The 13,880-nt window shown below is 71.8% G+C and carries 16 protein-coding genes; 10 read left to right on the forward strand and 6 right to left on the reverse strand.

The annotated features are described in order from the left end of the window. Positions 1-92: 92 nt before the first annotated feature. Complete coding sequence (locus tag Acy02nite_RS20365) at positions 93-278, forward strand: hypothetical protein (RefSeq protein ID WP_203742794.1); 186 nt, start codon at positions 93-95, stop codon at positions 276-278. Positions 279-293: 15 nt separating this feature from the next. Here the strand turns inward: Acy02nite_RS20365 and dapE are convergent, their stop codons facing one another. Continuing rightward, positions 294-1,364 (reverse strand): succinyl-diaminopimelate desuccinylase, encoded by a 1,071-nt coding sequence (gene dapE / locus Acy02nite_RS20370; RefSeq protein ID WP_203742796.1) that lies wholly within the window; start codon positions 1,362-1,364, stop codon positions 294-296. 76 nt (positions 1,365-1,440) lie between these two features. On the opposite strand from dapE, the gene dapD reads away from it, so the two are divergent. Then, positions 1,441-2,388, forward strand: coding sequence for a 2,3,4,5-tetrahydropyridine-2,6-dicarboxylate N-succinyltransferase (gene dapD, locus Acy02nite_RS20375; protein WP_203742798.1), 948 nt, complete (start codon positions 1,441-1,443; stop codon positions 2,386-2,388). Position 2,389: 1 nt separating this feature from the next. On the opposite strand, the gene Acy02nite_RS20380 is transcribed toward dapD, so the two are convergent. After that, on the reverse strand, positions 2,390-3,214 hold the full coding sequence (locus tag Acy02nite_RS20380; protein WP_203742998.1) for a LysR family transcriptional regulator ArgP: 825 nt from the start codon (positions 3,212-3,214) through the stop codon (positions 2,390-2,392). 70 nt (positions 3,215-3,284) lie between these two features. Between Acy02nite_RS20380 and Acy02nite_RS20385 the strand changes: the two genes are divergently transcribed. The 8 genes from Acy02nite_RS20385 to Acy02nite_RS20420 all read left to right on the forward strand — a co-directional run bounded on the left by Acy02nite_RS20385 (position 3,285) and on the right by Acy02nite_RS20420 (position 10,040). Continuing rightward, positions 3,285-3,887 (forward strand): LysE/ArgO family amino acid transporter, encoded by a 603-nt coding sequence (locus Acy02nite_RS20385; RefSeq protein ID WP_203742800.1) that lies wholly within the window; start codon positions 3,285-3,287, stop codon positions 3,885-3,887. Between the two features lie 101 nt (positions 3,888-3,988). Next, on the forward strand, positions 3,989-5,038 hold the full coding sequence (locus tag Acy02nite_RS20390) for a DNA polymerase III subunit beta family protein (RefSeq protein WP_203742802.1): 1,050 nt from the start codon (positions 3,989-3,991) through the stop codon (positions 5,036-5,038). 106 nt (positions 5,039-5,144) lie between these two features. Then, positions 5,145-5,894, forward strand: a complete 750-nt coding sequence (locus Acy02nite_RS20395) for a class I SAM-dependent methyltransferase (protein WP_203742804.1) — start codon at positions 5,145-5,147, stop codon at positions 5,892-5,894. A 431-nt stretch (positions 5,895-6,325) separates the two neighbouring features. Continuing rightward, a complete protein-coding gene (locus tag Acy02nite_RS20400) occupies positions 6,326-6,808 on the forward strand; it encodes a hypothetical protein (RefSeq protein WP_203742806.1) in 483 nt (160 codons plus the stop codon). Positions 6,809-6,868: 60 nt separating this feature from the next. Continuing rightward, the gene (locus Acy02nite_RS20405) at positions 6,869-7,348 is read left to right on the forward strand and encodes a hypothetical protein (protein WP_203742808.1); all 480 of its coding nucleotides are present in this window, start codon (positions 6,869-6,871) and stop codon (positions 7,346-7,348) included. Continuing rightward, positions 7,345-8,013 carry a hypothetical protein gene (locus Acy02nite_RS20410; RefSeq protein ID WP_203742810.1) on the forward strand — a complete coding sequence of 223 codons (669 nt, stop codon included), beginning with the start codon at positions 7,345-7,347 and terminating at the stop codon, positions 8,011-8,013. Before Acy02nite_RS20405 ends, Acy02nite_RS20410 begins: the two co-directional genes overlap by 4 nt. A 386-nt stretch (positions 8,014-8,399) precedes the next feature. Beyond that, on the forward strand, positions 8,400-9,002 hold the full coding sequence (locus Acy02nite_RS20415; RefSeq protein WP_203742812.1) for a hypothetical protein: 603 nt from the start codon (positions 8,400-8,402) through the stop codon (positions 9,000-9,002). 36 nt (positions 9,003-9,038) lie between these two features. Further along, the gene (locus Acy02nite_RS20420) at positions 9,039-10,040 is read left to right on the forward strand and encodes an SDR family oxidoreductase (protein ID WP_203742814.1); all 1,002 of its coding nucleotides are present in this window, start codon (positions 9,039-9,041) and stop codon (positions 10,038-10,040) included. Positions 10,041-10,500: 460 nt separating this feature from the next. On the opposite strand, the gene Acy02nite_RS20425 is transcribed toward Acy02nite_RS20420, so the two are convergent. Genes Acy02nite_RS20425 through fdxA form a run of 4 tightly spaced genes read right to left on the reverse strand, consistent with a single transcriptional unit; the run spans position 10,501 to position 13,868 of the window. Continuing rightward, positions 10,501-11,748, reverse strand: a complete 1,248-nt coding sequence (locus Acy02nite_RS20425) for a DUF4407 domain-containing protein (RefSeq protein ID WP_203742816.1) — start codon at positions 11,746-11,748, stop codon at positions 10,501-10,503. A 50-nt stretch (positions 11,749-11,798) separates the two neighbouring features. Continuing rightward, positions 11,799-12,446, reverse strand: coding sequence for an SIMPL domain-containing protein (locus Acy02nite_RS20430; protein WP_203742818.1), 648 nt, complete (start codon positions 12,444-12,446; stop codon positions 11,799-11,801). Between the two features lies 1 nt (position 12,447). Beyond that, positions 12,448-13,545, reverse strand: a complete 1,098-nt coding sequence (gene dapC / locus Acy02nite_RS20435) for a succinyldiaminopimelate transaminase (RefSeq protein ID WP_239175050.1) — start codon at positions 13,543-13,545, stop codon at positions 12,448-12,450. Beyond that, positions 13,542-13,868: a ferredoxin gene (gene fdxA, locus Acy02nite_RS20440; RefSeq protein WP_071804777.1), complete on the reverse strand. Its 327-nt coding sequence runs from the start codon at positions 13,866-13,868 to the stop codon at positions 13,542-13,544. Before fdxA ends, dapC begins: the two co-directional genes overlap by 4 nt. Positions 13,869-13,880: the final 12 nt, after the last annotated feature.

The raw sequence follows: 13,880 nt of genomic DNA on the forward strand, positions 1-13,880 counted from the left end.
TAGCTCTGGCACGTCTATACAGTTACCGCACCGCGTATGCACGGCAGGCACGGCGCCCGGAGCCCGGGTGTCCCGGTGAAAGGGCGGCCACCGTGGCGAACCGATACGAGCGCCTCAAGCTGCACCGCCGCATGCAACGGCGCATCCAGCTCGTGGTGGAGGAACGCCGGGTCGCGTTCGCGGCGCGGCAGCCCGATCCGGCCTACGACCCGGAGACCACGATGGAGGTCTCGGTGCCGCAGCGCGCGATCGGCCGGGCGGCCATCCCCCAGCTCTGACCCGGGCAAGCGGGCCTAGCGGGCCAGCCAGCGGTGCAGCGTCGCGGCGCCGTCCCGGATCCGGCCGATCTCCACGTGCTCGTCCGGCGCGTGCGCCAGCGACGGGTCACCGGGGCCGTAGTTCATCGCCGGGATGCCCAGCGCCGCGAACCGGGCCACGTCCGTCCAGCCCAGCTTGGCGGCCGGTTCCACACCGATCGCGGTGAGGAACTCGCGGGCCGCCACCGCGTCCAGGCCGGGCAGCGCGCCCGGGGCGGAGTCGACGACCTCCAGGTCGAAACCCTGGAAGACCTCGCGCAGGTGCTCGTGGGCCTGCTGCTCAGACCGGTCCGGGGCGAATCGCAGGTTCACCTCGACGGCACACTCGTCCGGGACGACGTTGCCGGCAACCCCACCATTGACGCGTACGGCGTTGAGCCCCTCCCGATACGTGCATCCGTCGATCGTCACCGTCCGCGGGTGGTAGTCCTCCAGCCGGCGCAGCACCTCCGCGGCGGCGTGGATCGCATTCACCCCGCGCCACGCCCGTGCGGTGTGCGCCCGCCGCCCGTGCGTGCGGACCACCGCCGTGACCGTCCCCTGGCAGCCGGCCTCGACCGCCCCGTACGTCGGTTCGAGCAGCACCGCGAAGTCGGCCCGCAGCCACTCCGGCCGGCTGTCGGCGACCAGTCTGAGCCCGTTGAACTCGGACTCGATCTCCTCGGCCTCGTAGAAGAGGTACGTCACGTCGTACGCCGGGTCGGGCAGTGTCGCGGCCAGGTGCAGCGCGATCGCCACCCCGGACTTCATGTCGGACGTCCCGCAGCCGTAGATCAGGTCGTCGACGACGGTGGACGGCCAGTTGTCGTTGATCGGCACCGTGTCCAGGTGACCGGCGAGCACCACCCGCTGCTCACGCCCCAGGTCGGTGCGGCCCATCACCGTGTTGCCCAGCCGCTCGACGGTCAGGTGGCCGGCACTGCGCAGGACGTCCTCGACGCAGTCGGCGATCACCTTCTCGTCACGGGACACGGATTCGATGTCGACCAGGGCACGGGTCAGTTCGACCGGGTCGACAAGCACGTCCGGGGTCAGCGGGTTGGCCATGTGCGCACCATACAAGGCCGTCCCGAGCAGCGGACGCACCCGATCCACGCCTCACGGGACTAGTAGGGTTCACCCTGTGGATACCGCGATCTCGACTTCGCCCGCCTGGGGCATCGGTTTGGCCACCGTCACCGCCGAGGGGCAGGTGCTGGACACCTGGTTCCCGGCCGGCTTCCTGGGCCTGGGCGAGGAGCCGGCCGACCTGCCGGCGCTGCCGGCCGGGCTGACCGGCCCGAAGCTGCTGCCCGGACTCTCGACGGTCGAGGTCCGCGCCACGATCAAGTCGCTGGCCGAGCCGATCGCCGACGCCAGTGAGGCCTATCTTCGGCTGCACCTGCTGTCGCACCGCCTGGTCCGGCCGAACGAGTTGAACCTGGACGGCATCTTCGGCCTGCTGGCGAACGTCGCCTGGACCTCGGCCGGCCCCTGCCCGCCGGAACGGGTGGACGAGCTGCGCTTCCTCGAGCGCGCCGCCGGCCGCCACCTGGCCGTCCACGGCATCGACAAGTTCCCGCGGATGACCGACTATGTCGCGCCCTCCGGCGTCCGGATCGCCGACGCGGACCGGGTCCGGCTCGGCGCCCACCTGGCCGCCGGGACGACGATCATGCACGAGGGATTCGTCAACTTCAACGCCGGCACGCTCGGCACCTCGATGGTCGAGGGCCGGATCGTGCAGGGCGTGGTGGTCGGCGACGGGTCCGACATCGGCGGCGGGTCGTCCATCATGGGCACGCTCTCCGGCGGCGGCAAGGAGAAGGTCCGGATCGGCGAGCGCAGCCTGCTCGGGGCGAACGCCGGCGTCGGCATCTCGCTCGGCGACGACTGCGTGGTCGAGGCCGGTGTCTACATCACCGCGGCGTCGAAGATCACGCTGCCCGACGGTCGTGTGGTGAAGGCCATCGAGCTGTCCGGTGTGAACAATCTCCTGTTCTGGCGCAACTCGGTGAGCGGCGCCCTGGAGGCCCGCCCCCGTAAGGGCACCGGCATCGAGCTGAACAGCGCCCTGCACAACAACGATTGAGCTAGCTCCGCAATGTCCGGGCGGCCGCCGTGCGAACGGCGGCCGTCAGTGCGTTCAGCAGGCCTGATTCGATCCGCCAGTACTGCCAGTGGAGCGGGACGTCCAGGAACGCGCCGGGGAAGATCTGGACGTACTCCCCGGATTCCAGGAGCGGCCCGGCGTTCTGCTCCGGCACCGTCCCCCAGCCCAGGCCCAGCCGGATCGCCTCGTTGAAGGCCGCGGCCGCCGGCACGTAGTGGACCTGCTCGGCGGGGCGGCGGCCCACCAGCGTCAGGAACCGATGCTGCAGCTGGTCCTTGCGGTTGTAGACGATCATCGGCGCGGAGGCGGGATCCAGGCCCGGCGCGGCGACCGCGAGGTAACGCATGGCGCCCAGCCTCTCCACCCGGCAGCCCTGGACCGCCACGTTCTCGGCGGTCACGGCGGCCATCGCGGTACCCGATCGCAGCAGGTCAGCCGTGTAGTCCTGGTCATCGGTGTGCAGCTCGAAGGCCGCACCCGGGACCTGGGTCAGCACCGGCAGGAACCACGTGTTCAGCGAGTCGGCGTTCACCACGATCGAGATCCGGGTGCCGCCACGGGCCTGGGCCAGCGCCTCCCGTTCCAGCAGCGCCACCTGCCCGGCGAACCGGACCAGCGCCTCCCCCGCCACCGTCGCCGTGCACGGCTTGGCCCGCCGGACGAGCACCTGGCCGACCGCCCGTTCGAGCGCCTTGATCCGCTGGCTGACCGCCGACGGAGTGACGTGCAGCGCCCGCGCCGCCGCCTCGAAGCTGCCGTGCTCGACGACAGCCTGGAACGTCTGCAACTGCACCTGGTCCACGATTAAGTATCGCTAATTCATCCTTAGAATCATTAGCTGGCCTACACGTACGGGGGAATCTAGCGTCGACGACGTGCTCACCTCCGCTCTCGCCGGTTTCGCCGCCTCCGCCGTCCTGATCATCGCCATCGGCGCTCAGAACGCGTTCGTCCTCCGTCAGGGCCTGCGCCGCGAACACGTCCTGCCCGTCGTCCTGACCTGCGCGCTCTCCGATCTCGCGCTGATCTCGGCGGGCATCGCGGGGCTCGGCGCGATCATCGCGGCGCAGCCCGGGCTGGTCACTGTCATCCGCTGGGCCGGGGCCGCGTTCCTCATCGGGTACGCCGTGCTCGCCGCCCGCCGGGCCCTGCGACCCGCCGGCAGCCTCGACCCGGCCGGCAAGGCCCCCGCGACGCTCCGCGCGACCCTGCTCACCTGCCTGGCCCTGACCTACCTCAACCCGCACGTCTACCTGGACACCGTGCTGCTGCTCGGCTCGGTCGCCCAGCAGCACGCGCACCGCTGGATGTTCGGCCTCGGCGCGGCCGCCGCGAGCCTGGCCTGGTTCGCGGCGCTCGGCCTCGGCGCGCACAGGCTCGGCCCGCTGCTGGCCCGGCCGAACGCGTGGCGCGTCCTGGACGGCCTGATCGCGGTGGTCATGGCCGCGGTGGCCGCGACACTGTTGCTGGGCACCTAGGGTCTGCCTGGCCGCGACACTGCCGATCGGCAACAAGGACCGGTACCGGCTTGACCCTCGACCAGGTCGAGACACCAGGGTCATCGGCTGTGAGGAGTGAGATGCGGACGATCGGCGAGGCGGCCCGGGCCAGTGGCCTGTCGGTCAGCGCGCTGCGCTGGTATGACGGCGCCGGCGTGCTGGTCCCGGCCGCGGTGGACCCGGGGACGGGCTATCGCCGGTACACCGCCGAGCAGATCAGGGCGGCCCGCCTGATCGCGGGACTGCGCCGGGTGGGCATGCCGGTCCCGGAGATCGCGGAGGCGGTGCGTGACCTCGACCACCCCGGCCGCGTCCGGGCCCGGCTCGACGCCCATCTCGCACGCCTGGAAGCCGGCCTCGCCGACGCCCGCCGCGAGCTCCTCCGCCTGCACACCCTGCTGGACCTGGAGGAGAACCTGATGACCCGCATCACCCTGTCCGCTTCTGATCTCAAGGCCGCGCTCACCGCCGTCCGCTTCGCGGTCACCGACCCGATCCCCGGCATGCCGTTCCCCGGAGGTGTCCTCTTCGAGACCGGCGAGGGAACGCTGACCCTGGTGGCGACGGATCGCTACCGGCTCGCGGTGGCCACGACGCCGGCCACCGTCGAGGGCCCTGACGTCCGGCAGTACCTGCCGCTGACCTTCACCGACGAGCTCCTGCGGCTCGGTTCCGGCTCAGCGACCCTCGACGTCGATGCCGATGCGGTACGTACGGATGTGGCCGGCGCCGAGCTCCGGACCGCCCCGCTCGACGTGGACTTCCCGGACTACCGCCGGCTGATCAGCCCCGCCGGCCCGGGCACCCAGCGGGTCACCGTCGACCGTGACGACCTGCGCGAGCTGGTGTCGTCGGCGCCCGAGGTCCGCCGGGAGCACGACGGCTCGGCGTACCGGGTCGCGATCCTCGCCCTGAACCCGGACGGTGGCCTGCGCGTCGCCGAGGAGTCGGAGTGGACCGCCGGAGACACCGCGCACGTGGCGGTCAACCGGGAGTTCCTGCTCCAGGCCGCCGACGCGGGCGGGCCCGGCCAGCTGCTGCTGGAACTGGACGGGCCGGTGCAACCACTGACGATCCGGGCGGCCGGCGACGACTCCCGTTTCTCCCTCCTCATGCCCGTCCGTGCCTGACCGTCCCACCGCGCAGGGTCGCGGATTGAACACGGTTCAGCCACGACTTCCGTGAACGGTGAGACCATCGCGACTTTGAGCGCAGCCGCTGGCTACCGTCGGCGTTGTGCGCAGCAGCCCGCCGGATGACGACCTCAACACCGCGGCGGCCGGCGCGTCCATGACCGGGTGGGAGTTCGCCTGGCTGGACGGGCTGGCCGTCGCGTCCGAGCCGTCCTGGTCCTACCCGGAGATCGCTCGCCCGCTCGTGCGCCCGGCCGGCAGCCTGCTCGACCTGGACACCGGCGGCGGGGAGCTGCTGGCGGAGCTGGCGCCGCTCCCGGCGTACACGGTCGCGGTGGAGAGCTGGACCCGCAACACCCCGATCGCCCGGGAGCGGCTCGCGCCGTTCGGCGTCGAGGTCCTCACCGAGCTGCCCGCCGGGGAGGACGAGTTCGACGTCGTCCTCAGCCGCCACGGGCGCCTGCCCGCCGCCGACGTCGCCCGCCTGCTCAAGCCCGGCGGTGTCCTGCTCACCCAGCAGGTCGGCAGCGACGACCTGGCCGAGCTGAACGACGCGCTCGGCGCCCCGCCGCCGTCCCCCCGCCGCTGGGACGCCGAGGTCGCGGCGGCCGCCCTGACCGCGGCCGGCCTGCTGGTGACGGACGTGCGCGAGGAGCACCCCGGGCTCGCGTTCCGCGACATCCGGGCGGTCGTGCACCACTTGCGGACCGTTCCGTGGCAGGTGCGGGACTTCACGCCCCAACGGTACGAACGTGAGCTCGCCCGCCTCGCCGCGGTCATCCGTGCCCGTGGAGAGTTCACCGTGCGGGCGCACCGATTCCTGCTCCAAGCTCAGCGACCGACAGAGGCATAGCGCGAAAGCCTCTTTCAGGGGAACGCCGGTTCGATCGGCTTACCCCATTCGGGGCCGAGGGCCGAAGATTCTCGCCCTCTCCATCAACGACAGGCCGCCGTTCCAGGCCCTTTCCGCCACGTGAGCAGAACTCGGGCTTGACCGGCTCTGACCTCATCGATGCAGCTCAAGGACCTTCCCGGGTTACGGGATGAACGCTTTGTTCATGCTTGCGGGTTAAGCGCATCAGACACCGGTAGGTACCGGATCATCCGTGACAGGGCGTCTGGAAGCCCTATCGCCGCGTGTGCGCCGTTAGGTCATCTTTGTCCCAGCGCCGCGACGCCAAACGGGCTCCGGCGATCACCGAACCAACGACGCGCTCACCGTTTCCGTCGCTCCGCAACCGCCGGAACCGGGTGCCGCGACATCGTTCCAGGAGGAACTCCCCCATGCGCAAGCTTTCCAAGCGTTCCACCGCTGTCATCGCCGGCGTAGCGGTCGTCGCCATCGGCGGAGGCGCGGCTTGGGCCGCCAACGGATGGAACATCGGCGGCTCCGGGTCGGCCGACGCCGAGGCGGCCACCATCACCGACCTGACGGCGACGTCGACTCTCGCGGGCAAGATCTACCCTGGCGTCACGACCAAAGTCAACAGCGGGGTGATCAACCTCAACGACTTCCCGGTCCAGCTCACCGCCTCGTCCGCCGCGGTGACCAGCTTCGACGGCACCGCCGACCCCACCTGCAAGAGCGCTCTGGCCGCCAACCCCGGCATCTTCACCACCACCTTCCCGGACAGCCCGACGATCCCCGCCAAGGCCACCAGTGCCGTGCCGATCGAGTCGACCGTGACGATCGGCGACCTGCCGCAGGCCTGTGCCGGCAAGGCCATCAAGATCAATTACACGTTCCAGGGTGTGAGCAAAGCCTGATCCGGTCGCCGAGGTGGGGCGGCCGGTCCGCCCCACCTTCTCGCTTGTCAGGGGCAGCTCATGTCGAAGATCTGGTGGACGGCAGCCGCGACGGCGGCGGCGGCCCTGATCACGGCGGCATTCGTCACGGCGACCGATTCGTCGGGAACGCCGGACGATGGAATGCTCGTCCTGGTCGGGCAGGGCACGCACCGGGACGATCCGCTCCATTTCCAGCTCAGGGGGAAGCCGGTGAAAGGGCTCTACCCCGGAGCGGTCAAGCAGATGCGGATCACGGTGGTCAATCCACTCGGGTTCCGGCTCCGCGTGCAGAGCCTGAGCGCCCAGGTGTCCGGCTCGAACCGGCGCGGCTGCCACGCCGAGTCGCAGAACCTGCAGATCCGGCAGTTCAGCAGGCCGCTGCCGATCACGGTGCCGGTCGGCCGGACCGACCTGAGCGGGTTCTTCCCGATCACCATGCCCCGCGGAGCCCCGCGAACGTGCGCAGGCGCCCGCTTCACCATCACGATCTCGGGGGTCGGCCGGCGGGTGACGCGATGAGGCGTACCGGGAAGGTCCTGTTGATCGTGGCGGTGGTGGCCTCGCTCGGAGTCGCCGGCACGGTCCTCGCCTACGCCGGGGGCTGGGTCGTCAGCGTCGGGCCAGCCCGGCTCACCGCGAACGTCGCCACCATGCCGCAGGGCGTCGAGCCGAGCGTGGCCAGGCAGGACGGGCAAGCCGTCGTCAGCTGGAGCGCCCAGGAGATCGCGCCGGGTGTCCGGATGGACCACTACGTCGTCACCGCGCACAGCGCCGACGATCCGCCCCGGCCGGACATCATCCACACGGTCGGCGCCGGGCGCGGGCCGGCCGAGACGCTCGTCTTCACCATGGCCGAGATGACCGGCGGGAAGTGGCGCTGGTCGGTCGCGCCGAAGTACCGGGGGTGGACCGGTGAGATGAGCCGGCTGAGCCAGCGGCTCGTCTTCCCGGCCGCGCCCGCCCCACGGGTGGCCGCCACACCCGGGAAGGGCCCGGCGACGAAGCCCGCTCCGGCAACCGCGGCAGCTTCGGGTGCTCCGGCGGGCGAGGCCGGCGCCGAACCGGCCACGCCGCCGCCGACCGCCCCGGAGCCTGCGCCGGCCACATCGGATAGCGAGCAGCCGGAGTCGGCTCCACAGCCGGTCCTGTCCGCACCGGACCCGGCGGGTTCTTCGGCGTCCTGATCCGCCGTGCACGCCTCGAGCCCTCGGTGTCCGCGCCCACCGGGGGCTCGATCCGTCCGTTCGGGCGGTCCCGGATCCGAGTCAGCGCTCGCCGGCCATCAACCGCGTGCCGGCGCTGATCCCGGTAGTCCCGAGGAGCACGGTGGACGCTTCGTCCGGCGCGTCGGAACAGGCCCGATCCCTCGGGCGGGGTAAACCGGTTGGGTGGATCGTTCCGATTTATGCGCCTACAACGGCGGACGGAAAACCGATCACATCGGACATCTCCATCAGGGAACGTTGTATGAAACGCCAGCCTGACCTTTCACCGGCGTCCGAGGAGGAGCAAGCCGCATGCCCGATCTGAGCGACCCGCCCGCGGCAGCCGCCTCGCGAGCCTGCTCGTGATGCGGCGGGACGTGCTGACCAACTCGCCGCACGGCGCCGGGCAGCCGGAGGGCCGGATCGAGTTGAGCGCCGCGGACCACGAGGAGCCGACCTGGGAGGTGCGGTCACCGCGCCGGCGCCGGTTCGACCGGCGGTCGCGGACCATCCTGGGGGTGGCGGCGCTCGCGGCGATCCTGGCGAACGCCGGGGCGGCCTGGGCCTACTGGAAGATCACCCAGCCGAGCCAGGTGGCCGGGCCGGCGCCGGTCACCGTCGACATGGTGCTGCGCGGGCGCAACGACCTGAGCCGGACACTGCGGCCGGGCGACACCGGGAAGCTTCTGGTCACGGTCAACAACGACAAGAACGTGCCGATCCGGATCACCTCGATCACGATGGGTCCGGGGAATGTGGTGGCCGACCCGGAACACCGGGACGCGGGCTGCGCGGGGCCCGGGGTGCGGATGAACCGGACGGTCTTCCCGGTCTCGTGGGAAGTGGCGCGGAACACCGTGGGCGCGTTCGCCGTCGACGGAGCGCTGACCATGCCGCATGGCGTGCCGAAAGCCTGCATCGGGGCGACGTTCACCGTGCCGCTGCGGGCCGACGGCGTCCAGCGCTGAGGTTTCTCCCCGGCGGATCCCGGTCATTCGTCTGTCATGACCAGGATTTCGGTAGTGACCGGCGCGAGCGGCGGCATCGGGCGGGCGGTGGCCCGGCGACTGGCGGCCCGGGGTGACACCGTCGCCCTGCTGGCGCGCGGTGAGGAAGGGCTGGACGGGGCGGCCGAGGACGTGCGCCGGGCCGGTGGCACAGCGCTGCCGATCGAGGTGGACATGGCCGACTACCAGGCCGTGGACGCGGCAGCGGAACGGGTGGAGAAGGAACTCGGGCCGATCGGGCTCTGGGTCAACAACGCCTTCTCCAGCGTCTTCGCGCCGTTCATGGAGATGGAGATGCCCGAGTTCGCCCGGACGACCGAGGTCTCGTACCTCGGCTACGTCTACGGCACGCGGGCGGCGCTGGCCCGGATGCGTACCCGGGACCAGGGCGTGATCGTGCAGGTCGGCTCGGCGCTGGCGTACCGGGGGATCCCGCTGCAGAGCGCGTACTGCGGGGCGAAGCACGCGATCCAGGGGTTCACCGAGTCGCTGCGGGTCGAGCTGCTGCACGCGAAGAGCAACGTGCACGTGACCATGGTGCAGATGCCGGCCGTGAACACCCCGCAGTTCGGCTGGGTGCTGTCCCGGCTGCCGCGCAAGGCCCAGCCGGTGGCGCCGATCTACCAGCCCGAGGTGGCCGCACGCGCCGTCGAGTACGCGGCGGACCACCCGAAACGGCGGGAGTACTGGGTCGGTGGGTCGACCGCGCTGACCCTCGCCGCGAACGCCGTCGCGCCCGGGATCCTGGACCGCTACCTGGCCCGGACCGGCTTCAAGGGGCAGCAGACCGACGAGCGCCGGCCCGCGGACCAGCCGGCGAACCTGTGGGCGCCGGCCGACGGGCCGCGGGGACACGACCATGGCGCGCACGGCGACTTCGACGACCAGGCGCACTCCCGCAGCCTGCAGCTGTGGGCGTCGCAGCACCACGGCCTGCTGGCCGCGGTCGGTGGCGGGCTCGCCGCGGCCGGCGCCGCCTGGGCCTTCGGCCGCCGCTGACCTCCGCAAGCCCAGCTGACTCCAGCACCAGCGGTGAGTCACGCCGGCCCCACCCACGCGAGCCCCGCGACGGCAGCAGGACCAGCCGCGACGCAGGGGTTCCAGCTGGTGCTCATGGGCGCTATTCGTGCCTCATTACGCCCATGAGCACCAGCTGGGAGAGGGGGCGCGCCGGTGCCGTGACCCGGCGACTGCGTCGCGGGCTCCGACGGGCGGGACTTCGCCGCGGGCGGGAGGCCGGGAGTCGCGGGCGCGCGAGTTGTGGGGGCGCGTCGTGGGCGGGTTTGCTGCTCTGAGCGGGACCACCCACGGACGTCGCCCTGGAGGGCTGAGCGTTCTGGGCGCCCCGCGCCCTGCTCGGCCCGGAAGGGTCCCCGCGGGAGCGACGATCTGGACCACAGCGGAGGCAGGCAATGAAGATCTTGACGTTGATCTTCTGGCTTGGTCTTGAGGTTGGGGTTCAGGCTTCGACGCGGTCGCGGCGGAAGGGGTGTTCGAGCTCGGCCGGGTCGACGATGACCGCGGTGTGCAGGACGGCTCGGGCGCGTTCGGTAGCGGCGTGCGCGAGCTGGACGTCGTGGCTGGCCGCTTCGATGCCGTCGGCGACCACCTTCGCGGTCGCGTCGCCGTAGGTGCGGGCGTCGTGCACCTCACGCTCGTGGATCAGCCCGGCCTCGTGTTCCCGCAGGCGCGCGGCCCGGGCCTCGTTGCGCTCGTAGGCGTTGCCGCGGGACGCGAACTTCAGCCCGATCGCCGCGCAGTCGAGCGCTACCAGCAGTAACGCTATCCCCAGGTAGTAGATGCCGACCCCGGCGAAGTCGGCGGTGATCAGGTGCCACATCGCGGCGGTTCGCGCGCCGAAGCCTGAGTCGCCGCGTACCGCCGCCGCGTTGGCGACCCGCTCGGCGCTGACCAGTGCGGTCAGCCGGGACTGCTCGCCGGCCCGCGCCGCCCGCTCGGGACGCTGGTCGCGCTGCAGGTCGGCGGCCTGCCGGTCGAGCGCGGCGGCCTGATCGTCGAGCGCGCGGGAACGGCGGACCAGGTTGTCGCAGTAACCGCCGGCTGGGCAGCCGGGGCTGTGGGTGACGCCGGATCCCGCCGAGTCGGCGAGGGCCTGGCGATAGAGGGTACGGGCGTCGCGCCGCTTGCCGGCCGCACGGTCGCTGAGGGCGCGGACGGCGGCGTCGTCGTCCTTCGTCGCCTGTCGCAACTCCGCGAGGCGTGCCTGGTAGCCGGCGACCGCGCCACCCTGGTCGAGACGGCTGAGCTGGTCGCTGTGCGTGACCGCGAGCCGGGCGTCGATCTCGCCGCGGTAGCGTGCCAGCATCAGCGGCTCGGTCACCACCACCGCGAAGAGCAGCGCCAGACCGATCCGGCCCAGGTAGAGCCCGAGCGTCGGCGGGCGCAGCAGGTGGTGGGGGTCGGTGGAGTCCAGGTTCTCGTAGCTGATCGACACCCGGCCGACGACCGCGCGGTCGTACGCCACCACGCCGATCGCCACGAGCGGGCCGACCAGCCACTGGTACCAGGGGTGCCGATAGCCGCTGCTGGCGTCGATGAACGCCGCGCCGCCGATCGTGGCGTACAGCAGGTAGAGCAGGATGAAGACGCCGATCGAGCGGTACAGCACGCGATCCGAATGCGTCGTCACACTGCGCGGATTCACGTTCGCCACCCGCAGCAGCAGGTGCCCGAGGCCCGTGCGCATGCGGTCGAGTCTTGCCGAAGCGGCCGCCACGCGTGCCCGGAACGGCGAGATCAGGCCCCCGGCAGCGTCGGCTCGCTGATCGTGACCGTCACCTTGACCGTGGCCTGCACCGTCTGCAACTCCGGCTCGAGCTCCAGGGACTGCGAGTCCTGAGCGGCCATGGAGCGCATCATGCCCCCGCCGACCCCGAACCCGCCGCCGGAGAGCACGTCGCTGATCTCGACCAGGCGGTCCACCCGGGCGCCGACGGCGGCCGCATACTCCCCCGCCTTCTCCAGCGCGTCGGTGACGGCGGCCTGCCGGACGTCGGCGCCGGCCCGGCTGCCCGGCCGCATCCGCCACCACGGGCCGGACACGGTGGTCAGCTCCTCGGCGCCGAGCTTCAGCATCAGATCGCCCAGCACGGTGAAGTCGGTGACGATCACCTCGGTGGCGATGCTGCCGTGGTAGGCCAGCACCTCCTCGCCGCGCCGCTTCAGCTGCGGGCGGATGTGCAGGCCCGCGCTCTCGCGCCGCTCGACGGCGGCGGCGAACTGGTCGAGCACCGCGGCGATCGCGGCCGACCGCTGCGTGAGACGTTCCAGCACCGACTCGCGGCTGCGGCCCTTCGACTCCGAGCGCACCGAGACGACGGCCTGCTCGGGCGGCACCTCCCGGACGGCCTCGCCGGTGGCGACGACGATCGGGAGGCGCTCCACGTCAGAGGCCTGCGGCGAGACGGTCGGCGGCCGCGGCCACCCGCTCGTCGGTCGCGGTGAGCGCCACCCGCACGTGCTGGGCGGCGGCCGGGCCGTAGAACGCACCCGGCGCGGCCAGGATGCCCCGCTGGGCCAGGCGGTCGACGGTCTGCCAGCAGTCCTCACCCCGGGTCGCCCACAGGTAGAGACCCGCCTCCGAATGGCTGAGCTCGAAACCGGCCTTGAGCAGGGCGGCCCGCAGGGTGTCGCGGCGAGCCGCATAGCGCGCCCGCTGCTCGGCCACGTGCGTCTCGTCCTCCAGGGCCGCGACCATGGCCGCCTGCACCGGGGCCGGCGGGATCATGCCGGCGTGCTTGCGCACCGCGAGCAGCTCGCCGATCAGCGCCGGGTCGCCGCCCACGAAACCGGCTCGGTAGCCGGCCAGATTGGACCGCTTGGAGAGCGAGTGGACGGCGAGCACGCCGGTGTAGTCGCCACCGGTCACCTCGTCGGCCAGCACCGACACCGGCTCGGACTCCCAGCCGAGCGACAGATAGCACTCGTCGCTGACCACGATCGCGTCGCGCTCGCGGGCCCAGGCGACCACCTTGCGCAGGTGCTCGGCGGGCAGGACGCGACCGGTGGGATTGGACGGTGAGTTGATCCAGACGAGTTTCACCCGCTCCGGGCCGACAGCGGTGAGCGAGTCGGCACGGATCACCTCGGCGCCGGCGAGACGCACCCCGACCTCGTACGTCGGGTAGCAGATCCGGGGGATGACCACCTTGTCCCCGGGACCGGCGCCGAGCAGCGTGGGCAGCCACGCGACCAGCTCCTTGGAGCCGATCGTGGGCAGCACCCCGAGCTCACCGGAGGCGCGGCAGGCACGGGCCAGCCAGCCCGCGATCGCGGCACGCAGCTGCGTGGTGCCGGCGGTCAGCGGGTAGCCGGGCGTGTCCGAAGCCCCGGCGAGGGCCTGCCGGACCACCGCGGGAACCGGGTCGACCGGCGTGCCGACGGAAAGGTCGACGATGCCGTCCGGGTGGGAGGCGGCGAGGGTCTTCGCCGGCTCCAGCAGGTCCCAGGGAAAGTCCGGCAGGGCCGACGACAGAGCGCTCAGTGCGCGTCCCCACGCGGGGCCTGGGCGGCGACGAACGTGGCGTCCTTCTCGATCTTGCCGACCTTGGAGGCGCCACCGGGCGAACCGAGGTCCTCGAAGAACTCGTAGTTCGCGTTCGTGTAGTCCTTCCACTGCTCCGGGACGTCGTCCTCGTAGAAGATCGCCTCGACCGGGCAGACCGGCTCGCACGCACCGCAGTCCACGCACTCATCGGGGTGGATGTAGAGCATCCGGTTGCCCTCATAGATGCAGTCGACAGGGCATTCCTCGATGCACGCCTTGTCGAGAACATCGACGCAGGGCTCAGCGATGATGTAGGTCACGGGTCTTTCCCT

The organism is Actinoplanes cyaneus (assembly GCF_016862095.1).
GTDB lineage: Bacteria > Actinomycetota > Actinomycetes > Mycobacteriales > Micromonosporaceae > Actinoplanes > Actinoplanes cyaneus.